The following is a 19300-nucleotide window of genomic DNA, read 5'->3' as shown; positions in this document are numbered from 1 at the left end:
GACAGGGCTCTGACCCCCTCCGTCATGCGTCCTTCAGCGTTTCCCCGCGCGCCGGTACACGCCGTTGAAGCGCACGTTCATGCCACCGCATTCGCTGTTGTCGGCCACGATCAGCACCTCGCCCAGCGAGTGCACGCGCACCCGGCACGTGTCCTCGACGAACTCGACATCAGCACCACGCGGCGTCGCGCGCGCTTCCACCTGGCCCATGTTCGGGCCATACGGGCGCTGTTCCGGCGTGGGGTTGGCAGAAGGCCAGTAGGCGTCGCCATCCACATGCAGTTGTCCACCCTGCACGGTGATGCGCAGGCCGTTGTCGCCGTCTTTCCAGTGGCCCACCCAGTCCTGCAGCGTTGGCACGGCCACCGGCAACGGCTGCAGCTTGCTGCGGTCCACCCAGCCGGCGCTGCCGCCCACCTTGTTCGGGAAGAACGCACAGCGGTAGCGGCCAAGGTCGCGACCGGTCACCACCGTATCGCCGTTGACCACATAGCTGCGCTGGCTGCAGGCCGGTTCGCCCTTGGCGGGGCACCCGTCCATGTCGCCGAGCAGATACAGGCGCGGTGCGTCGACCACCCGCGCCAGCGCGAACCGGCTCTGTTCGGAGGGGAACGCGCCATTGCGGCACGCGCCATCACCGGCGATGCCGGCAGCAAAGGCGGACGCGGGCAGCAATGCAGCCAGCAGGCAGAACGAACGCAGGAACATGGCAGCGCTATCGGTTGAGGAACCGGCAGGATATACCGGCCTACTTCACCGGCGGTGCATCACCGGCATCCTGCTGCTGGGAGAACCGCAGCGCACGCTGCCGCTGTTCGGGACTGAGCTCAGGCGGTGGCCGGGCGATGGCGGACTGGATCTGGTCGGGGCCACCGGTGAGCTTGTTCAGGCCCCGACCCGCCGCCAGCACGCCCTTGACCACGCCCATCATGATGTAGCCGCCGCCCATGCTGACCTGCTCCGGTGACGGTGGCTCGCTCCAGTCGCGGCTGAAGCGGTTGTCGCCGAACTTCACCGGGTTCTTGAAGCGGTACAGGTCCAACGGCTCGTCGTCGGGCTTGAGTGCACGCACCTCGCCGAGGGTGGTGACGTTGTCCTGCGGCAGGGCGGTGGAGATCGGCGCGGTGGCTGCTGCCGGGGCATCAGCAGGGGGAACGGGTGCAGGATCGGGCACCGACACCGGCGCGGCCTGCTGCGCCTGCGCGATGCCGGCCAGCAGCATGCCGGCCAGGAGTGCTCCCTGCGTTCCACGTCGTGCCACAGCCATCCGCCCTGTTGGTTGCGTCCAGCGCCCAAGGATACGGATGCCGGCTTCAGATTTCGTTGCTGCACTGGCAGCTGTTCAGCCAGGGGAGATGCGGCGGCGCCACGGGACGCGAGCACTGAACGGTTCACGCCCTCCGTGTGCGATGTCTCACATCCTGAGACGTGGATGTGGTGCCATGTGACCCCTCGCAATCCGTCCCGGCTCCACTTTCCATGGCTTACGAACTCGCCAAGCGCACCGCCGATGCCGAGCAGAAGCTCGCCACCCGCGATGGCCTGCCCGCCCGTGACGGCGCCCTGCTCAGCGCGCGCCTGCAGCGCCGCTACCAGGACCGCATCACCGGCAGCTTTGCCATTCCCGGCCGCGAGGGCCGCTACGCCCCCATTCCCGATGCGGTACCGCCGGCCCTGGCCGCGGCCCTGAAGGCACGCGGCATCGAGCAGCTCTACAGCCACCAGGCCGAGGCCTGGGAGGCCAGCCAGCTTGGTGAGCACGTGGCCATCGTCACCCCCACCGCCAGCGGCAAGTCGCTGTGCTACACCCTGCCCGTGGTCAGCGCGGCGATGCAGGACAAGGCCAAGGCGCTGTACCTGTTCCCGACCAAGGCGCTGGCACAGGACCAGGTGGCCGAGCTGCTGGAACTCAACCGTGCCGGCGATCTGGGCGTCAAGGCCTTCACCTTCGATGGCGATACCCCGGGTGATGCGCGCCAGGCGATCCGCCTGCATGGCGACATCGTGGTGTCCAACCCGGACATGCTGCACCAGGCGATCCTGCCGCATCACACCAAGTGGGCGCAGTTCTTCGAGAACCTGCGCTACATCGTCATCGACGAAGTACACACCTACCGCGGCGTGTTCGGCAGCCACGTCACCAACGTGCTGCGCCGGCTCAAGCGCATCTGCGCGTTCTACGGCGTGCAACCGCAGTTCATCCTGTGCTCGGCCACCATCGGCAATCCGCAGGCGCATGCCGAGGCGTTGATCGAGGCACCGGTCACCGCGATCACCGAATCCGGTGCGCCCAGCGGACCGAAACAGGTACTGCTGTGGAACCCGCCGGTGATCAATCCGGACCTGGGCCTGCGCGCCTCGGCACGCTCGCAGAGCAACCGCATCGCGCGCATCGCGATCAAGTCCGGGCTGAAGACCCTGGTGTTCGCGCAGACCCGGTTGATGGTCGAAGTGCTGACCAAGTACCTGAAGGACATCTTCGACCACGACCCGCGCAAGCCGCCGCGCATCCGCGCCTACCGTGGCGGCTACCTGCCCACCGAGCGCCGCGAGACCGAGCGTGCGATGCGCGCCGGCAACATCGACGGCATCGTCAGCACGTCGGCGCTGGAACTGGGCGTGGATATCGGCAGCCTGGACGTGGTCATTCTCAATGGCTATCCCGGCAGCGTGGCCGCCACCTGGCAGCGCTTCGGCCGCGCCGGTCGCCGCCAGCAGCCCGCGCTGGGGGTGATGGTGGCCAGCTCGCAGCCGCTGGACCAGTACGTGGTGCGGCATCCGGACTTCTTCGCCGAGGCCTCGCCCGAACATGCACGCATTGCACCTGACCAGCCGCTGATCCTGTTCGACCACATCCGCTGCGCAGCCTTCGAACTGCCGTTCCGGGTTGGCGATGGCTTCGGCCCGATCGATCCGGAAGTGTTCCTGGAAGCGCTGGCCGAAACCGAAGTCATCCACCGCGAAGGCGAGCGCTGGGAATGGATCGCCGACAGCTATCCGGCCAACGCGGTGAGCCTGCGCGCGGTGGCCGACGGCAACTTCGTGGTGGTCGACCGCAGCGACGGCCGCCAGCAGATCATCGCCGAGGTCGATTATTCCGCCGCCGCACTCACCCTGTACGAAGGCGCCATCCACATGGTGCAGTCCACGCCCTACCAGGTGGAGACGCTGGACTGGGACGGCCGCAAGGCCTATGTCACCCGCACCCATGTGGATTACTACACCGACAGCATCGACTTCACCAAGCTCAAGGTGCTGGACCGTTTCGACGGTGGCGTGGCCGGCCGTGGCGATTCGCACCATGGCGAAGTGCACGTGGTGCGTCGCGTGGCCGGCTACAAGAAGATCCGCTATTACACCCACGAGAACATCGGCTATGGGCCGGTTAACCTGCCCGACCAGGAACTGCACACCACTGCGGTGTGGTGGCAGCTGCCGCAGGCGCTGCTGCTGCGCGCGTTCGCCAGCAAGCAGGATGCGCTGGATGGCTTCCTTGGCGCCGCGTATGCCCTGCACATCGTCGCCACCGTGGCGGTGATGGCCGATGCGCGCGATCTGCAGAAGTCAGTCGGCAACGGCGATGGTGCCTGGTTCGCGATCGCCGACCAGAGCGGCCGTGGCCAGCTGCGCGGCAGCGAAGGCGACCCTGGCGCGGTGGAGCTGCTGCAGGAGTTCGTGCCGACCGTTTATCTGTACGACAACTTTCCTGGCGGCGTTGGCCTGAGCGAGCCGCTGTGGCAGCGCCAGGCCGAGCTGGTGCAGCGCGCGCGCGAACTGGTGCAGCGTTGCGACTGCAAGGCCGGTTGCCCGGCCTGTGTCGGCCCGGTGCTGGCTGCACAGGAGGAAGATGAAACCTCGCCGCGCGCGCTGGCGCTGCGCGTGCTCGACCTGTTCGACGCAGAAGCCTGCCAGCACGTGCGCGACGTGGTGGTGACCACGCGCGAGCCGATGGAGCTGCTGGCACCGTGAGCCTGAGCCTGGACAAGCTGCGCCTGCTGCGGAAGCAGGCCGGCGACCCGAAAGCAGTCACGCCGGTGGCACCCGAGCCGCCCCCCCCGGCGCCGGCCCCGGTAGCCGCCAACGATGCACGGCAGCCACCGGCGGAGCGCTCGGTGTTCGCCTGGGTCGAACAGGAAATCCGCCACAAGCCGACCGGCGCTGCCGCGCCTGTGACGGCCGCCGCACCGTTGCGTCGACCGGAAGTGGGCAGCCTGCACCGCCTGCTCGGCCTGCGCTCGCGTGGTGGAGCCGCACCGGCACGCGCCAGTGCCCAGGATCGCCAGCTCCCCGGCGAGGAAATCGCGCCGGGACTGTTCCTGATCGAGTCGCTGCAGCCGCAATCGATTCCCGCGGAACCGCTTTCCCTGGCTTTCGCCAGGCGCGAGCACGAGCACGTCGCCGCGCGCGACCTGCTGTTCTTCGATACCGAGACCACCGGCCTGGCCGGCGGCACTGGCACCCGCGCCTTCATGATCGGCGCCGCCGACTGGCATGTGTGCCCGCAGCGTGGCGAAGGCCTGCGCATCCGCCAGTTGCTGATGTCGACGATGGCCGCCGAGGACGCGATGCTGGCCACCTTCGCCCGCTGGCTGCAGCCGTCCACCGTGTTCTGCAGCTACAACGGGCGCAGCTACGATGCGCCGCTGCTGAAGACGCGCTACCGGCTGGCCCGCCAGCGTTGCCCGATCAGCGCGCTGGATCACGTCGACCTGCTCTACCCGACCCGCCGCCGCTATCGCGGCACGTGGGAGAACTGCAAGCTGTCCACCATTGAGCGCCAGCTGCTGCGCGTGGTGCGCGAGGATGACCTGCCTGGCTCCGAAGCCCCGGGCGCATGGCTGCGTTTCCTGCGCGGCGGCGATGCGGTGAACCTGCGTCGGGTGGCCGACCACAACCATCAGGACGTGGTCACCCTGGCCCTGCTGCTGCAGCGACTGGTGCGCGAGGAGCAGCGCGAGCGCGAAACACTGGCGCTGGTCGGGCAGTAATGGCCAAGGGCCGCGTTGACATGCCCTGACGGTGGCAGCGGTGACACTGCCGCCACCATCCACGCCTGGAGCCCGACGATGCGCCTCAATCCGCTTGCCCTGCTCGCCATCCTGCCGCTGGCCGCCTGCAACCACGCCGGCAGCAGCACCACCCACGATGCCGCACCGGCACCGGTGGCCGATGCCGCCCACGAATGCAGGCCGGAAGCGCTGGAAGCCTTCACCGGCAAGACCGCCGACGAGGCCACCATCAAGAAACTGGTCGCCGACAGCGGTGCCCGCAACGCGCGCGTGGTCAAGCCGGGCATGGCGGTAACCATGGACTTCCGCCAGGACCGCGTGACGGTGCAGGTGGACGGTCAGAACCGGATCGAGCGCGCCAGCTGCGGTTGATCAACCCAGTGGGTGCCGGCCACTGGCCGGCACCCCACATTGCCGGCCAGCGGCCGGCACTACCAGTCAGAGTCGCTCGGCCTTACCGCTGGCCAGTGCGCGCGCGATCACCTGCTGCGCCTGCCGCGACGCCTGCTCATGCACGCGTGCCTGACGCTCACCCAACGCAGCCTGCCGGCTGCCCAGCGCCGCCTGGCGGCTGGCCAGTTCAGACTGCTGGCTGGCCAGGCGCTGCATGCCGCGGGTGTGGGTGGCCCGCGCGGTTTCGTTGTCCACTTCCTGCATCGCACGACGTGCCTCTGCAGCAGCCTCACGTGCAGCCTCACGTGCAATGGCCGCATCGTTGGTCGCGCCCCGCGCCGCCTTCGCCGCTTCTGCCGCCGCTTCGCGGTTGATGTCATGCGCGGCCACCGCGCTGCGCGCAGCCTCGGCAGCGGCCAGTGCCATGCGGCGCGCCTCCTCGCCCTGCAGGCGGCCCATCTCGCCCATCTGCCTGCCGAGTTCGCCCTGCTGGCGACCCAGCGCACTCTGTTGGCGGCCCAGTTCGCTCTGCTGGCGGCCCAGATCCGCCGCGCCGCTGTAGGCACGCTGCAGGCTCTGGATCATCATCGGGTCTCGCACCACGTAGCGCTTGTCGCCCTTGCGGAACCACAGCGCCGGGCCCTTGCCGAGCTGTCTGCGGGCCACCGTCACGTCGTCCATGCCGCCGTTGGCGAAGGTCGAATCGCCATCTACCAGCACGAAGGCCTCCGGCGGCGATTTGCCCAGGTCCAGGCGGCCGTAGGTGGTGATGGAAGTGGTGCGGGAGGTCGTGTGTTCACTGTGCATGCCGGTATCGACATCGACATCCGCATCCACGTCGACCGCCACATCCGCATCGTCCGGACCTGACAACGCCTCGACATCAGCCGGCTCGGCGGGCGGCGCGGGCGCCACCGGCACGGCCGGAACGCGCGCGGACGAAGGCGGTGCGGGCGGCGCTTTCGGAGCCTTCGGCGGCGGCGGCGGCACGACCTTCGGCGCCGCAGGAGGCGCGGGCGGTGCCGGCGGCACCGGCGCTGCGACCAGCCGCATCGGCGCCACGCCCACCACCAGCACCACCGCAGTCAACGCCATCGCCAGGATGCGCGGGCAGGACCGGCGCGACTGCAGCGAGAGCAGGCGGCGCTTGAGGCTGGTGGTATCCGGTGCGGCACTGGCCACGCCCAGATGCGGCTGCGGTGCCACGCCCAGCTGCAGCAGCAGACGGCCATAGGCCTGGCGGCTGGCACCGTGCTGGCCAACCACCGCTGCATCCACCGCTTCCTCGCGCGCCTGTGCATATTCACGCACCGACAGGCGCAGCAGCGGGTGGAAGAAGAACAGGTGCTGGGCCAGTGCAGGCAGCAGGCCCCATTGCAGGTCACGCCGCTGCAGGTGCTGCAGTTCGTGGGTCAGGGCCAGGTCCAGCGCGTCGCCCTGCAGGGCGTTGTCGCCCGCCGGCAGCAGCAGCACCGGGCGGAACGGCCCGACCAGCTGCGGTGCGTCCACCTGCGTGCTCATCCACAACCGCGGCGCAGGACGCACGCCGTGCGCATCGGAGGCCAGCTGCAGGGCCTGCACCAGCGCCTCGTCCTCGCAGGGATAGGCCGCTGCCAGCAGCGCGCGGCAGCGACGCCACTCACCGAAGGTACGCAGGGCCATCAGCAGCACGCCGGACATCCACAGCGTGGCCAGTGCGACGGCCCACCATGCCACCGCCGGCACATCCGCGGCGGGCATCGGCATTGCGGCCAACAGCTGTGCCGAGGCCTCCGGGGCCAGCGGGTAGACCATGTCGGCGGCCACATCGGTCGCGCTCATCGCCACCGCCTGCGGCGCCGGCAGCCAGGCCAGCTGCAACGGCTGGCTCCAGAACAGGCCGAGCACAGCCTGCAGCGAGACCAGCCACCACAGGCGGCAGCGGGTCGCCGCCGACAGCGACGGCAGCGCGCGGCATACGCCATACACCAGGGCCACCAGCAGCACGGTCTGCAGGCTGGTCCAGCCCAGCCGTTCCAACATCGGGATCAGCATCGTGGTGTCCATGGCTCAGCCCTCGTGGCGGCGCGATTGGAGTTGGGCAACCAGCGCTTCCAGTTCGGCCAGCTCGTTGTCGCTGACCTGCTGGCGCTGCGACAGGTAGGCCACGAACGGCGACACCGAGCCCTGCAGGGTGTTGTCGACGAACTGCGCCACCGCGCCCTGCAGCACGCTCTGCGGGCCACGCGTGGCCTGGTAGCGGTAGACACCGTCCTGCTGCTGGCGCTGAAGATACCCCTTCGCCCGCAGTCGCTCCATCATCGTCAGCACGGTGGAGCGGGCCAGCCCACGGGCCTCCCCATAGCCACTGGCGACCTCGCCGACCGTGGCCGGCGCATGTTCATCGATGTACTGCAGCAGGGCCAGCTCCTGGTCCCCGATCGTCTTGCCACGCATGACACCACTCCCTTGACTACACGTGTCGCCACTGTCTGCGTGACGACAACTGTAGTCAACCCCCCGGAAGTCATGGGCCGACGAACGGTAGGCACCACCGCGCCCTTAAACCTTTGACGCGCCGTCTGCATCCGATCCGCAACGTCCCAGTGGAATGCCGCATGTTCCGTCCCACGCTCCGAGTGCTGCTCATGCTCATCAGTGCACTGCCCTTCGCTGCCATCTCTGCCAGCCACGACCCGGCCAACGACCAGACCCGCCGCCTGATCCGCCAGGTCATGCTGGAACAGCGCATCCCCGGCTTGCAGGTCGCCGTGGTCAAGCAGGGACAGATCGTGCTGTCAGAGGCCTATGGCCTGGCCAACGTCGAGAATGGCGTGCCTGCCACGCGCGACACCCGCTTCCCGCTCAATTCGGCCACCAAGGCATTCACCGGCGTGGCGGCTGCGCAGCTGGCGCAGGAGGGACGACTGGATCTGGACGCGCCGGCCTCGCGTTACCTGGATGATCTTCCGCCAGCGTGGAGAGACGTGCGCGTACACCAGTTGCTGGCGCATGCCTCAGGCCTTCCGGACATCCTTGATGCGAACGGACTGCTGGGCGGTGGCTCCGAAGCACAGGCGTGGACGGCGGTGACAGCGCGGCCGCTGGAAGCGGCGCCCGGGCAGCGCTTCGCCTACAACCAGACCAACTATGTCCTGCTGGCACGGATCATCGCGCAGCAATCCGGTATGTCCTACGAACGTTTCCTGGCCACACGCCAGTTCAGCAGCGCGCGCATGGCCCGCACCACCTTCGGCGACAGCTACGACCTGATTCCGGATGCGGCGACGATGTACAGCCTGGCCCCGCGTGCCACCGATGCTGTGGATGCACCGTCCCGCCTGTCGCACTGGTTCTACGACATACCGCCTTCGCTCTGGGCCGGTGGCGGCATCCTCACCACCGCCGACGACACCGCGCGCTGGCTGGTCGCGCTGACCGAAGGCCGTTTGCTTCAGGACCCGGCCCGGCAGCGGATGTGGAGCGCAGAGCGCCTCGCTGATGGCCGCGCCGGCCCGTGGGCGGGTGGCTGGGCGGTACTGCGCGCATCGCCCGACCTTCAGGTGGCCGGTATCGGCGGTGCGCGCTCGGCCTTTGTGGTCTATCCCGAGCGCGGCGTGGCGGTCGTGGTGCTGACCAATCTTGTCGGTGCCAATCCGCAGCAGTTCATTCCGCGCATTGCCGACTTCTATGTGCGCGATGCCTCAACGCCCCGTCACGAACGGGTCGGCCTTGCACGGCCGCAAGGGGCTGTCATCGCAGGGCCATAGCGCGGCGGGAACGGCCCTGGCCACTTCGAAGTGATCCTGGTTCCAGTGCAGGAAACCGCCGTGGATGGCATTGCCATGGTCGAAGCTGCGTGCATCGGCGGCCAGTGGCTGTTCGGGGTCGGCTTCGGCCACCCAGCGCAGTACTGGCACTTTGTCCAGCACGCCGATGAAGGCGAACAGATCGCCCGCGCCCTTTTCCTGGTAGGCCGTCATGGTCGCCGCATCGGGCAATCCGGCCTGCGCCAGGATGGATGCGGTGACATCCTGCAGCGGTGCGGCTCCCTGTGCGATGTAGGCGCGCATGCCCGTGGTGGTTGCCGGGCAGCCCTGCAGCTGCACCAGATAGCCGGTGGTACCGCCACTGCCGGAGAACGACCGCATCCAATAGCGGAAACGCGGCCCGCTGCGATCAGTAACCATCAAATCCTGCTGGCCATCTTGCGCGGGAATGGAGAGCACCTGCACCTTGCTGGCGCTCTCCACGTTGCACTTCAACTGCGCCAGCACCTGCCTGGCAGGTTCGGGCAGCGTAGCGTAGCGGCCGCCGGGATGGCCGCTGCCGGAAGCCTTCGGCAATGCGGGCAGTCCGCGGTCCGTGGGAAGGGTCTGCGCAGGCAGGGCCTCCGGTTTCGCGGCCGAGCTGGCAGTGGGCGCCACCGGCGCGACGCGCTCTCCAGCGGGCGCGCAGGCACTGCAGGCCAGCAGCAGCATCAATGGAACGCTCGGCGTCAGCTGCGATCGGATCATCGATCAACGCCCTCCCATCACCGGCGCGTCCTGCTGCTGTGCCGGCGCGGGCGCAGGTGCAGCCTGTTCGCGCGATTGCTGCTGCAGCTGGCGCAGGCTGGATTCCACCGCGGTCTCGCGCACCTCGGCCGCATTGACCCCTGCGCGCAGCGCCGCAGGATCGCCCGGGCTGCCCTGCACCAGGAACAGTGTCTCGCCAGCCGCACGGCCGGCGCTGGGATTGCTGGCCACGATCTGGTCGACCCGGGTGATGCCCGCGGCCTTCGCTTCGCGCAGCATCACCAGGCTGTAGTCCTCGGCATGCTCGGCGTAGCGTCCGCCCAGGGCCTGCAGGCGCGTACTGATCTGCTGCTGCAGGGCATGATCGCGATGCTGCGGCTGACGGGGGTCATCGTTGGCCGCGAGCGGCACGTCCTGCCCAAATTCGCGCGTCTGGCCGGGTGCAACCGAGGTCAGCACGTACTGCCAGCGGTTCTGCCCAGGCGTGCCGCGCACCGTCGACACGAAGTCGTCATACTCGCCGCCACCGATGGTCTGGCAACCGGCCGAATCGGTGTTGGAACGGCTGCCACGATGGATCTTGAAGGTGTCGTTGAGGTCCTGCACGCCCTGGGTATCACGCGCATCGAACCAGCCATCGCCATTGCTGTCGCGCTCCACCCGTCCGGCGCCCGCAGTGATCGCGTCCTGCGAAGGACGCAGCGCGAACTCATCGGGATGGCCATTGCGCGGATGGGTGGTCGCGCGCATCTCGATGGTGCCCTCGCCCAGGCGCCCCAGATCCTTGACCCGGTCGCCGTTGACGTCCTCACCCTCGGTCTTGGCACGCGGCGCCACATTGCCAAAGCCCGGGCTGCGCGGCGCGGTCTTGGCATGGCCGTCGTACTGGGCGGTCGGCTCGGTCGTGGCCTGGTTGAACTCGCGCACATGGCCGCGGCCCTGCGCATCCTTCCACAGCACCACGATGCGGTCATCGTAGACCCCACGTCCGCGCGCCTCGGTGGTGCGGTTCTCATCGCGCAACCCCAGCACCACGCGGTCCTGGGTTGCCATTGCATCGTTCGCTGCGATGTTGCCGCGCTGGGCCACGATGCTGCCATAAACGTCGTACTGCTGGGCCTGGCTCAATCCCGCTGTCTCGGCAGCATCGGGCATCCGCGGCGGGCGCGTCGCCTCGCCCAAGCGATCCAGCATCGGATTCACCGTAGCTGCATCCGCTGCGGCCACGCCCCCGTTCCGGCGCAAGCCCTCAAGCTCGGCGGCCGCACGCGCCGAGATATAGCGATCCAGCGATTCCTGCACCACTGCGCTCTGGCCGTCGTGCAGGGCCTGGAGGCGGGTGGCGGCAGCACGCGCATCGTTCCGCCGCAGCAGGGCGACGACCTCGTTGGCTGCGGCATTGATATCCATTTCGGGCATGGTCGGTCCTTGAACATGGTCGGTACAGGATCAGCCTACCCCAATCGCACGGTGTGGGGCCTTTGACAGGCCGCACACCTTCGCTGCCGCCGGATCCAGGCGGGAACCGACACGACTCAGCCGCGCGGCCCACCCATCACCGGCAGGATCGCCCCGCTGATGTAGCTTGCACAGACCGGCGAGGCCAGGAACACATACGCCGGTGACAGCTCTTCAGGCTGTGCAGGCCGGCCCATGTCGCTGTCCTTCCCGAACTCGGCGACATCCCCGGCCTGCTTGTCGGCCGGGTTCAGCGGCGTCCACACCGGCCCCGGCGCCACGCAGTTGACCCGGATGCCGCGCGGCAGCAGCTGGCTGGCCAGGGCCTTGGTGAACGCATGGATCGCGCCCTTGGTGGCCGAGTAATCGATCAGCGCCTTGCTGCCGAAGAGTCCGGTTTCCGAGCCGGTGTTGATGATGCTGGCGCCCTCGCCCAGATGCGGCAGTACCGCACGCGCCATCTGGATGTAGCCGCCGATGTTGGTCTGCAGCGTCTCCTGCAGGTGCGCGTCTTCCAGATCCTCCAGCCGCTCGCAGTGCAGCTGGAACGCGGCGTTGTTGACCAGGATGTCGATGCCACCGAAGGCCTTGGCCACCTGCTTGACCGCCTTGTTGCAGAAGCGCGGGTCGCGCACGTCACCGGCGATCACCACACAGCGGCCACCTTCGCGCTCCACGTGCTGGCGGGTGATGTCGGCATCTTCGGCCTCGTCCAGGTGCAGGACCGCCACATCGGCGCCTTCGCGTGCGAACAGCACGGCCACAGCACGGCCGATGCCGGAATCACCGCCAGTGACGATCGCGCGCATGCCCTGCAGCTTGCCGCTGCCGGTGTAGTCCGGCGCGAGGAAGCGCGGTGCCAGCTCCAGTTCGTGTTCGTGCCCCGGCTTTGCCAGCTGCTGGGCCGGCATGGCCTCCGGCTGGCGGCGTGCGCCGGCCTGGGTCGCGGTCTTTTTCGTGGCCTTCTTGGCCGCGCGGGCGTCCTTGGCCTTTTCCTGGTCCTGCAGGCGCCGCTGCCGGGCGGCAACGCGGGCGGCGCGGGGATCACCAGCCGCGGCCTTGCGGGTTGCGGTCTTCACCACCCGCGGGCGAGCGGGGTCGGCAGCGGTCTGGGTCGCGGTGCTGCCTTTGCGCACCTTGGGTGAGGCTTTGCGGCGGGCGGGGGTCTTTCGGGTGGTGGCCATGCAGGTCTCCTCGGGGGGGGAATGGGATCGCCGGCCAGCGGCCGGCACTACCGGGCGCATGCGCCGCAGTACCGGGGGCGGCATCCGCCGCGACTGCAGTGTCTCCACCCAGGCTGTTGGCGGGGGTGAGCGCACCGTATCCACGATGTGCACGGTGTTCATTCCGCCACCACGTGCGCCGTCGCACGCTGCACGCAACCACACCAAGGAATCCTTCCATGAAGCATGCCATCGCCACCGCCGCCGTCTGTCTCGCCCTCGCCGCCTGCAGCAGCACGCCGGTGGCCCAGGTGCAGCCGATCGACGGCGTGATTTCCGGCCAGTGCCACAGCGACAGGGTGCGTGGTGCGCTCGGCCTGGCCGCCTCCGCCGCAACCGTCGAGCGCGCGCGCGTGGACAGCGACAGCCTGCACGTGCAGGTGCTGCGCCATGACGGCCCGCGCGTGCCGCCGGCACACGAAGGCGGTGACCGCCTGACCATCGAGAAGGGCCGCACCAACAACATCACCGCGATCTATTGCGGCTGACGCCTGCGGCTGAGCCGGCGCGCCCTGCGCAGCACGCGCAGGGTGGCCTGCTCCCACTGGCGCGGCCCACGCAGGCCGGCCAGTTCCGCCAGTTCACCGCGCTCCCAGCCGGCAAACACGCAGGGGTCGATGTAGGCCTTGCGGCACACCGCAGGCGTATTGCCCAACTGGGTCGCCACCTTGCACACCACCTCACGCTGTACCTTGGCCAGCGCACGCTGGCTGGCCGGTTCGGGCAACTCGGTGGCCGCGAACGCTTGCACCGCGGCCAGGGTGCCGCCCCAGGTGCGGAAATCCTTGGCGGTGAATTCCTCGCCCATCACCTCGCGCAGGTAATGGTTGACCGCACCGGAGTCGACCGGCTGGATGGCACCGTCGTCGTCGCGATACTGGAACAACGCCTGGCCCGGCAACTGCTGCACGCCGCGCACCAGCGTGCCCAGCCGGCGGTCACCTACCGTCACTTCGTGCAGCTGCCCGGATTTGCCGCGGAAGCGCATCCGTACGCGCCCGCCGCGCAGCAGGTCGAGGTGCCGGTTGCGCAGCGTGGTCAGGCCAAAGGATCTGTTTTCCTTGGCATAGGACTCATTGCCTACCCGCACCAGGGTGTCGGCCAGCAGCGCGACCACGACCGCCAGCACCTTTTCGCGGGGGAAGCCGCTGTGCTTGAGATCGCGGCTGAGCCGGCGCCGCAGCGCGGGCAGTGCTTCACCAAAGGCGATCACCCGGTCGAACTTGCCGGCGTCGCGCACTGCGGCCCAATCGGCGTGGTAGCGATACTGCTTGCGCCCGCGGGCATCGCGGCCGGTGGCCTGCAGATGGCCATTGGCGTGGGCGCAGATCCATACGGCGGTATAGGCCGGTGGAATCGCCAGCGCGCGGATGCGCTGCAGGGTGGCGGCATCGCGCACCGCGTGGCCATCGGCATCGCGGTAGCTGAAGCCCTTGCCGGCGCGGCGCCGGCTGATGCCCGGCTGGGTGTCATCGACATAGCGCAGGCCCGCAGCGCGCGCGGCCTGTCGTTCGGGGGTAGAGGGGGTCGGCATGCGCGCAGTGTCGCTGCCGCGCTGCCGCGATCCTGTCGATAACACAAGACAAACACGTGAGGATCGGTTCGCCGCTATGCTCGGGCTTTCACAATCCCTTCCGGAGTCATGATGTCGTTCCCGATTCGCGCCCGTTCGCTCTCCGCCCTGCTGCTGCCGGCCGTGCTGGCCCTGACCGCCTGCCAGGCACCGGCGCTGGATGAACAGGATTCGGCCACGGCCCATGCCCAGCAGGCTGCCGAAGCCGCCAAGGCACCGGCCGACGAAGCCGGCAAGGCCACCGAGGCACCGCCGGTCGGCACCTGCGATGCCAGCCAGGTGCAGAGCCTGGTCGGCCAGGCCTACGCCGACGCGCTGGGCAAGCAGGCGCAGGAAGATGCCGGTGCCCACCAGCTGCGCGTCATGAAGCCCAACGACGTGGCCACGATGGAATTCCTCGGCGACCGCCTGAACATCGAAGTGGACGACAAGGGCCTGGTCAGCGGCGTGCGCTGCGGCTGAGGCCGACCCCGCGCCGGCACGGGTTGCCGGCGCGTTCTGTTGCACCTGCAACCGTGTATTGCGGCGCTGCAGCAACCTGTGATCTAGTCGAGGCATCCGGTGGCCTCACGATGCGCTCCAGGGAATGAGCGGGGACGAGTGTCGCCGCCAACCCTATACGCATCGAGGTAGAGATGGCCCCCCGCAACCGCCAAGGGCTTTACGACCCGCGCTCCGAGCGCGATGCCTGTGGATTTGGCATGGTCGCCCAGCTCGACGATCAACCTTCGCGCCTGTTGGTTGATACCGCCATCGCCGCGCTTTCGCGCATGACCCACCGTGGCGGCGTCGCCGCCGATGGCCTGACCGGCGATGGCTGTGGCCTGCTGCTGCGCCGCCCCGATGCATTCCTGAAACTGCTGGCCAGCGAAGCCGGCATCACCACCGCCGCGCGCTTCGCTGCCGGCCTGGTGTTCCTGCCGCACGACACCGAGGCCGCCGACGCCTGCCGTACCCAGCTGCAGGCGCAGGTGGAAGCGGTCGGCTGCAAGGTCGCCGGCTGGCGCGAGGTGCCCACCGATGACAGCGTCTGCGGCCAGCTGGCGCGCGATACCCTGCCGCGCATCGAACAGGTGTTCGTCGATGCCGGTGTCGGCCAGGACGATGCCGGCTTCGCGCTGGCGCTGTTCCTGGCCCGTCGCCGCAGCGAACAGCAGCTGCGCGATCACGCTGATTTCTACGTCACCACCCTCACCCCCGATGCGATCAGCTACAAGGGCATGGTGCTGCCGGACAAGCTCAGCCGCTTCTATCCGGACCTGCAGCGGCGCGAACTGGCCTCCAGCGCGATCGTGTTCCACCAGCGCTTCTCGACCAACACGCTGCCGCGCTGGCCGCTTGCCCACCCGTTCCGGATGCTCGCCCACAATGGCGAGATCAACACCATCGAAGGCAACCGCCGCTGGGCCCAGGCGCGCAGCAAGGTGTGGAAGACGCCGCGCTTCGACATCGCCGAATTCGACCCGGTGATCTCCATGCACGGCTCGGACTCGCAGAGCCTGGACAACATGCTGGAACTGATGGTCGCCGGTGGCATGGAGCTGATCCAGGCGCTGCGCATCCTGGTGCCGCCGGCCACCCAGTCGCTGGAGTTCAAGGACCCGGACCTGGCCGCGTTCTACGAGTTCCACGGCCTGAACAGCGAGCCGTGGGATGGCCCGGCCGGCATCGTTGCCTGCGACAGCCGCTACGCCGTCTGCACCCTCGACCGCAACGGCCTGCGCCCGGCACGCTGGATGCTGACCGCCGACCGCCACTTCCTGGTTGCCTCTGAAGCGGGCGTGTGGGAAGTGCCCACCGAGCGGGTGGTGCGCAAGGGCAAGCTTGGCCCCGGCGAAATGATCGCGATCGACCTCAAGCGCGGCGACCTGCTCGACTCCGATGCGGTCGACCGCATCAACCGCGGCCGCGCGCCCTACAAGCAGTGGCTGCAGCAGGGCGTGACCTACCTGCAGACCGAACTGATCGACCCGTCGCTGGTGGAAGAGCCGTTTGACGAAGCCACCCTGCACAGCTACCACAAGCTGTACCAGCTCAGCAGCGAGGAAGTGGAGCAGGTGCTGCGGCCGCTGGCCGAGACCGAGCAGGAAGCCACCGGCTCGATGGGCGACGACACGCCGATGGCGGTGCTGAGCCAGCGCAGCCGCCCGCTGTACGACTATTTCCGCCAGGCCTTCGCGCAGGTCACCAACCCGCCGATCGATCCGCTGCGCGAAGATTGCGCGATGTCCCTGTCCACCCAGCTCGGCAAGGAGACCAACATCTTCCATGCCGGTCCGGAGACGGTGAACCACGTCATCCTCAATTCGCCGGTGCTCAGCCAGCGCAAGCTGCGCCAGCTGCTGAAGATGGACCAGTACGCGCAGGCCAACCGTCTGCTCGACCTGTCCTACAGCGAAGACGAGGGCCTGCGTGCCGGCATCGAGCGCATCTGCGCCGAGGCCGAACAGGCCGCGCGCGACGGCATGGTGATGCTGCTGCTGTCCGACCGCTACCCGGTGGCCGGGCGGCCGATGGTGCATGCGCTGCTGGCCACCAGCGCCATCCACCACCACCTCTCGCGGCTGGGCCTGCGCTGCGACGTGAATCTCATCGTCGAGACCGGCACCGCGCGCGACCCGCACCACATGGCCTGCCTGCTCGGCTTCGGCGCCACGGCGGTGTATCCGTACCTGGCCTACCAGACCCTGTTCGACCTGGGCCGCCGCGGCATCCTCAAGCTCAGCAAGGGCGGTGAGCAGTCGCAGATCGGCCGCCGCTACCGCAAGGGCGTCTACAAGGGGCTGTCGAAGATCATCTCGAAGATGGGCATCTGTACCGTGGCCAGCTACCGCGGCGCGCAGCTGTTCGAGATCATCGGCCTGGAACCGGAGGTCGTCGATCTGTGCTTCCCGGATACCGCCTCGCGCATCGGTGGCGCGGGTTTCGCGCGCCTGGATGCCGACGCGCGCGAGCTGTGCGCGCAGGCGTGGGACGCGCAGCAGGACGTGGATGTCGGCGGCCTGCTGAAGTACGTGCACGGCGGCGAGTACCACATGTACAACCCGGACGTGGTCACCACCCTGCAGCGCGCGGCGCGCAGCGGCGATCCGCGTGCCTGGCAGCAGTACTGCGATGCGGTGCATGCGCGCCCGCCCTCGGCACTGCGTGACCTGCTGGAACTGGTCCCTGCCGCCACGCCCGCACCGCTCGATGAGGTGGCCCCGGCCAGCGAACTGTTCCCGCGCTTCGATACCACGGCGATCAGCCTCGGCGCCCTGTCACCGGAAGCGCATGAAGCGCTGGCGATTGCGATGAATCGCCTGGGGGGCCGCAGCAATTCCGGCGAAGGCGGTGAAGACCCCGCACGCTATGGCACCGCCAGGCGCAGCAAGATCAAGCAGGTGGCCTCCGGGCGCTTCGGCGTGACCGCCGAGTACCTGGTCAATGCCGAGGTGCTGCAGATCAAGGTCGCGCAGGGTGCCAAGCCCGGCGAGGGTGGCCAGCTGCCCGGGCACAAGGTCAACGAACTGATCGCGCGGCTGCGCTATGCGCGCCCGGGCATCGGCCTGATTTCGCCGCCGCCGCATCACGACATCTATTCGATCGAGGACCTGGCGCAGCTGATCTACGACCTCAAGCAGGTCAACCCGACCGCGCTGGTGTCGGTGAAGCTGGTCAGCCATGCCGGCGTCGGAACGATTGCGGCGGGCGTGGTCAAGGCCGGTGCGGACCTGATCACCATCTCCGGCCATGATGGCGGCACCGGTGCCTCGCCGGTCAGCTCGATCCGCTATGCCGGCGTGCCGTGGGAGCTGGGCGTGGCCGAGGCGCACCAGGCGCTGCTCGCCAACGACCTGCGCGGCCGTACCCTGCTGCAGACCGATGGCGGCCTGAAGACCGGGCTGGACGTGGTCAAGGCCGCATTGCTGGGCGCCGACAGCTTCGGCTTCGGCACCGCGCCGATGATCGTGCTGGGCTGCAAGTACCTGCGCATCTGCCACCTCAACAACTGTGCCACCGGCGTGGCCACCCAGGACGAGCGCCTGCGCGAGAACCACTTCACCGGGCAGCCCGAGCGCGTGGAGAACTTCTTCCGGCTGCTGGCCGAGGAAGTGCGTGGCTGGCTGTCCTACCTGGGCGCGCGTTCGCTGGAAGAGATCGTCGGCCGTACCGACCTGCTGCGCCAGATCGAATCCGCGCCGCGCGACGGCGTGCGCGTGGACCTGTCGCGCCTGCTGGCCGACAGCCGCTACGAGGGCAGCCACTGCGCCGCGCAGCGCCTGTACGAATCGCCGGACAGCCTGGCCACGCAGATGGATGGCCTGCTGGCCCCGGCCATCGAGCACAAGCGCGGCGGCGAGCATCGCTTCCTGATCCACAACACCGACCGCAGCATCGGTACCCGCCTGGCGGGTGCGGTGGCACGCGCGCACGGCAACCAGGGCATGGCCGAGGCACCGCTGGAACTGCGCTTCCGTGGCAGCGCCGGGCAGAGCTTCGGCGCCTTCAATGTCGGTGGCCTGCACCTGGAAGTGGAAGGCGAAGCCAACGATTACGTCGGCAAGGGCATGGCTGGCGGCCGGCTGGTGGTGCGGCCGCCGCGTGGCGCGCGCTTCGAGGCACGCAGCACCGCCATCATCGGCAACACCTGCCTGTACGGTGCCACCGGCGGTGAGCTGTTCGCTGCCGGCCGCGCCGGCGAGCGCTTCGCGGTGCGCAATTCCGGCGCACTGGCCGTGGTCGAAGGTGCCGGTGACCACTGCTGCGAGTACATGACCGATGGCGTGGTGCTGGTGCTGGGCAAGGTCGGGCTGAACTTCGGCGCCGGCTTCACCGGCGGCCTGGCCTACGTACTGGACGTGGACCGTGATTTCGTCGACCGCTACAACCACGAGCTGATCGACATCCATCGCGTGTCCGCCGAAGGCTTCGAGAACTACCGCCAGCACCTGCACCGCCTGATCGGCCGCCATCGCGAGCTGACCGGCAGCATCTGGGCACAGCAGATCCTCGACGAGTTCCGCGATTACATCGGCAAGTTCTGGCTGGTCAAACCCAAGGCCGCCAGCATCGAGTCGCTGACCGAAACCCTGCGACGCGCCGCGTGATGTTTTCCGGTAGTGCCGGCCGCTGGCCGGCAACGTTCCCCCCCGCATTCCAGAGCCC

15 protein-coding genes are annotated in these 19300 nt (G+C 68.7%); 7 read left to right on the top strand and 8 right to left on the bottom strand.

Annotation, left to right across the window (positions count from 1 at the left end; genetic code table 11):
* Nucleotides 1–33: 33 nt before the first annotated feature.
* Nucleotides 34–708, bottom strand: a complete 675-nt coding sequence (locus tag ACT6SE_RS21595) for a hypothetical protein (protein ID WP_046427731.1) — start codon at nt 706–708, stop codon at nt 34–36.
* Nucleotides 709–748: 40 nt separating this feature from the next.
* Nucleotides 749–1267 (bottom strand): hypothetical protein, encoded by a 519-nt coding sequence (locus ACT6SE_RS21590; protein WP_041862924.1) that lies wholly within the window; start codon nt 1265–1267, stop codon nt 749–751.
* Between the two features lie 212 nt (nt 1268–1479).
* On the opposite strand from ACT6SE_RS21590, the gene ACT6SE_RS21585 reads away from it, so the two are divergent.
* The 3 genes from ACT6SE_RS21585 to ACT6SE_RS21575 all read left to right on the top strand — a co-directional run bounded on the left by ACT6SE_RS21585 (nt 1480) and on the right by ACT6SE_RS21575 (nt 5381).
* Nucleotides 1480–3969: a DEAD/DEAH box helicase gene (locus tag ACT6SE_RS21585; RefSeq protein WP_046427727.1), complete on the top strand. Its 2490-nt coding sequence runs from the start codon at nt 1480–1482 to the stop codon at nt 3967–3969.
* Nucleotides 3966–4988 (top strand): ribonuclease H-like domain-containing protein, encoded by a 1023-nt coding sequence (locus tag ACT6SE_RS21580; protein WP_014645467.1) that lies wholly within the window; start codon nt 3966–3968, stop codon nt 4986–4988. The genes ACT6SE_RS21585 and ACT6SE_RS21580 overlap by 4 nt, the downstream gene beginning before the upstream one ends.
* Nucleotides 4989–5066: 78 nt before the next feature.
* Nucleotides 5067–5381: an I78 family peptidase inhibitor gene (locus ACT6SE_RS21575; protein WP_046427725.1), complete on the top strand. Its 315-nt coding sequence runs from the start codon at nt 5067–5069 to the stop codon at nt 5379–5381.
* Between the two features lie 66 nt (nt 5382–5447).
* On the opposite strand, the gene ACT6SE_RS21570 is transcribed toward ACT6SE_RS21575, so the two are convergent.
* Nucleotides 5448–7448 carry a M56 family metallopeptidase gene (locus tag ACT6SE_RS21570; protein WP_046427723.1) on the bottom strand — a complete coding sequence of 667 codons (2001 nt, stop codon included), beginning with the start codon at nt 7446–7448 and terminating at the stop codon, nt 5448–5450.
* 3 nt (nt 7449–7451) lie between these two features.
* Nucleotides 7452–7838, bottom strand: a complete 387-nt coding sequence (locus ACT6SE_RS21565) for a BlaI/MecI/CopY family transcriptional regulator (RefSeq protein ID WP_014645465.1) — start codon at nt 7836–7838, stop codon at nt 7452–7454.
* A gap of 191 nt (nt 7839–8029) precedes the next feature.
* Here ACT6SE_RS21565 and ACT6SE_RS21560 point away from each other — a divergent pair, with 191 nt between their 5' ends.
* Nucleotides 8030–9151 (top strand): serine hydrolase domain-containing protein, encoded by a 1122-nt coding sequence (locus ACT6SE_RS21560; protein WP_046427774.1) that lies wholly within the window; start codon nt 8030–8032, stop codon nt 9149–9151.
* On the opposite strand, the gene ACT6SE_RS21555 is transcribed toward ACT6SE_RS21560, so the two are convergent.
* The 3 genes from ACT6SE_RS21555 to ACT6SE_RS21545 form a co-directional block, all read right to left on the bottom strand.
* Nucleotides 9086–9898: a hypothetical protein gene (locus ACT6SE_RS21555; protein ID WP_032957595.1), complete on the bottom strand. Its 813-nt coding sequence runs from the start codon at nt 9896–9898 to the stop codon at nt 9086–9088. The two genes, ACT6SE_RS21560 and ACT6SE_RS21555, sit on opposite strands and share 66 nt — an antisense overlap.
* 3 nt (nt 9899–9901) lie before the next feature.
* Nucleotides 9902–11317: an XVIPCD domain-containing protein gene (locus ACT6SE_RS21550; protein ID WP_014645463.1), complete on the bottom strand. Its 1416-nt coding sequence runs from the start codon at nt 11315–11317 to the stop codon at nt 9902–9904.
* 116 nt (nt 11318–11433) lie between these two features.
* A complete protein-coding gene (locus ACT6SE_RS21545) occupies nt 11434–12540 on the bottom strand; it encodes an SDR family oxidoreductase (RefSeq protein ID WP_014645462.1) in 1107 nt (368 codons plus the stop codon).
* 218 nt (nt 12541–12758) lie between these two features.
* Between ACT6SE_RS21545 and ACT6SE_RS21540 the strand changes: the two genes are divergently transcribed.
* Nucleotides 12759–13067 carry a hypothetical protein gene (locus ACT6SE_RS21540; RefSeq protein ID WP_014645461.1) on the top strand — a complete coding sequence of 103 codons (309 nt, stop codon included), beginning with the start codon at nt 12759–12761 and terminating at the stop codon, nt 13065–13067.
* On the opposite strand, the gene ACT6SE_RS21535 is transcribed toward ACT6SE_RS21540, so the two are convergent.
* Complete coding sequence (locus tag ACT6SE_RS21535) at nt 13055–14113, bottom strand: DNA topoisomerase IB (protein ID WP_046427701.1); 1059 nt, start codon at nt 14111–14113, stop codon at nt 13055–13057. The two genes, ACT6SE_RS21540 and ACT6SE_RS21535, sit on opposite strands and share 13 nt — an antisense overlap.
* A gap of 111 nt (nt 14114–14224) precedes the next feature.
* Here ACT6SE_RS21535 and ACT6SE_RS21530 point away from each other — a divergent pair, with 111 nt between their 5' ends.
* Both ACT6SE_RS21530 and gltB read left to right on the top strand, forming a co-directional pair.
* A complete protein-coding gene (locus ACT6SE_RS21530; protein WP_014035471.1) occupies nt 14225–14614 on the top strand; it encodes an I78 family peptidase inhibitor in 390 nt (129 codons plus the stop codon).
* Nucleotides 14615–14787: 173 nt separating this feature from the next.
* Complete coding sequence (gene gltB / locus ACT6SE_RS21525; protein WP_444811056.1) at nt 14788–19242, top strand: glutamate synthase large subunit; 4455 nt, start codon at nt 14788–14790, stop codon at nt 19240–19242.
* Nucleotides 19243–19300: the final 58 nt, after the last annotated feature.

Origin of the sequence: Stenotrophomonas sp. LC732 (assembly GCF_052446685.1) — a bacterium.
In the GTDB taxonomy this organism is placed as follows: domain Bacteria; phylum Pseudomonadota; class Gammaproteobacteria; order Xanthomonadales; family Xanthomonadaceae; genus Stenotrophomonas; species Stenotrophomonas muris.
This window is presented reverse-complemented; position numbering and strand designations above follow the sequence as displayed.

What these genes read in the sequence shown, in the direction of transcription:
- ACT6SE_RS21555 (WP_032957595.1), bottom strand. Translation starts at nt 9,898, where the DNA reads ATGATCCGATCGCAGCTGACGCCGAGCGTTCCATTGATGCTGCTGCTG.
- ACT6SE_RS21565 (WP_014645465.1), bottom strand. Translation starts at nt 7,838, where the DNA reads ATGCGTGGCAAGACGATCGGGGACCAGGAGCTGGCCCTGCTGCAGTAC.
- ACT6SE_RS21570 (WP_046427723.1), bottom strand. Translation starts at nt 7,448, where the DNA reads ATGGACACCACGATGCTGATCCCGATGTTGGAACGGCTGGGCTGGACC.
- ACT6SE_RS21595 (WP_046427731.1), bottom strand. Translation starts at nt 708, where the DNA reads ATGTTCCTGCGTTCGTTCTGCCTGCTGGCTGCATTGCTGCCCGCGTCC.
- ACT6SE_RS21575 (WP_046427725.1), top strand. Translation starts at nt 5,067, where the DNA reads ATGCGCCTCAATCCGCTTGCCCTGCTCGCCATCCTGCCGCTGGCCGCC.
- ACT6SE_RS21540 (WP_014645461.1), top strand. Translation starts at nt 12,759, where the DNA reads ATGAAGCATGCCATCGCCACCGCCGCCGTCTGTCTCGCCCTCGCCGCC.
- gltB (WP_444811056.1), top strand. Translation starts at nt 14,788, where the DNA reads ATGGCCCCCCGCAACCGCCAAGGGCTTTACGACCCGCGCTCCGAGCGC.
- ACT6SE_RS21560 (WP_046427774.1), top strand. Translation starts at nt 8,030, where the DNA reads ATGCTCATCAGTGCACTGCCCTTCGCTGCCATCTCTGCCAGCCACGAC.
- ACT6SE_RS21585 (WP_046427727.1), top strand. Translation starts at nt 1,480, where the DNA reads ATGGCTTACGAACTCGCCAAGCGCACCGCCGATGCCGAGCAGAAGCTC.
- ACT6SE_RS21530 (WP_014035471.1), top strand. Translation starts at nt 14,225, where the DNA reads ATGTCGTTCCCGATTCGCGCCCGTTCGCTCTCCGCCCTGCTGCTGCCG.
- ACT6SE_RS21550 (WP_014645463.1), bottom strand. Translation starts at nt 11,317, where the DNA reads ATGCCCGAAATGGATATCAATGCCGCAGCCAACGAGGTCGTCGCCCTG.
- ACT6SE_RS21590 (WP_041862924.1), bottom strand. Translation starts at nt 1,267, where the DNA reads ATGGCTGTGGCACGACGTGGAACGCAGGGAGCACTCCTGGCCGGCATG.
- ACT6SE_RS21545 (WP_014645462.1), bottom strand. Translation starts at nt 12,540, where the DNA reads ATGGCCACCACCCGAAAGACCCCCGCCCGCCGCAAAGCCTCACCCAAG.
- ACT6SE_RS21535 (WP_046427701.1), bottom strand. Translation starts at nt 14,113, where the DNA reads ATGCCGACCCCCTCTACCCCCGAACGACAGGCCGCGCGCGCTGCGGGC.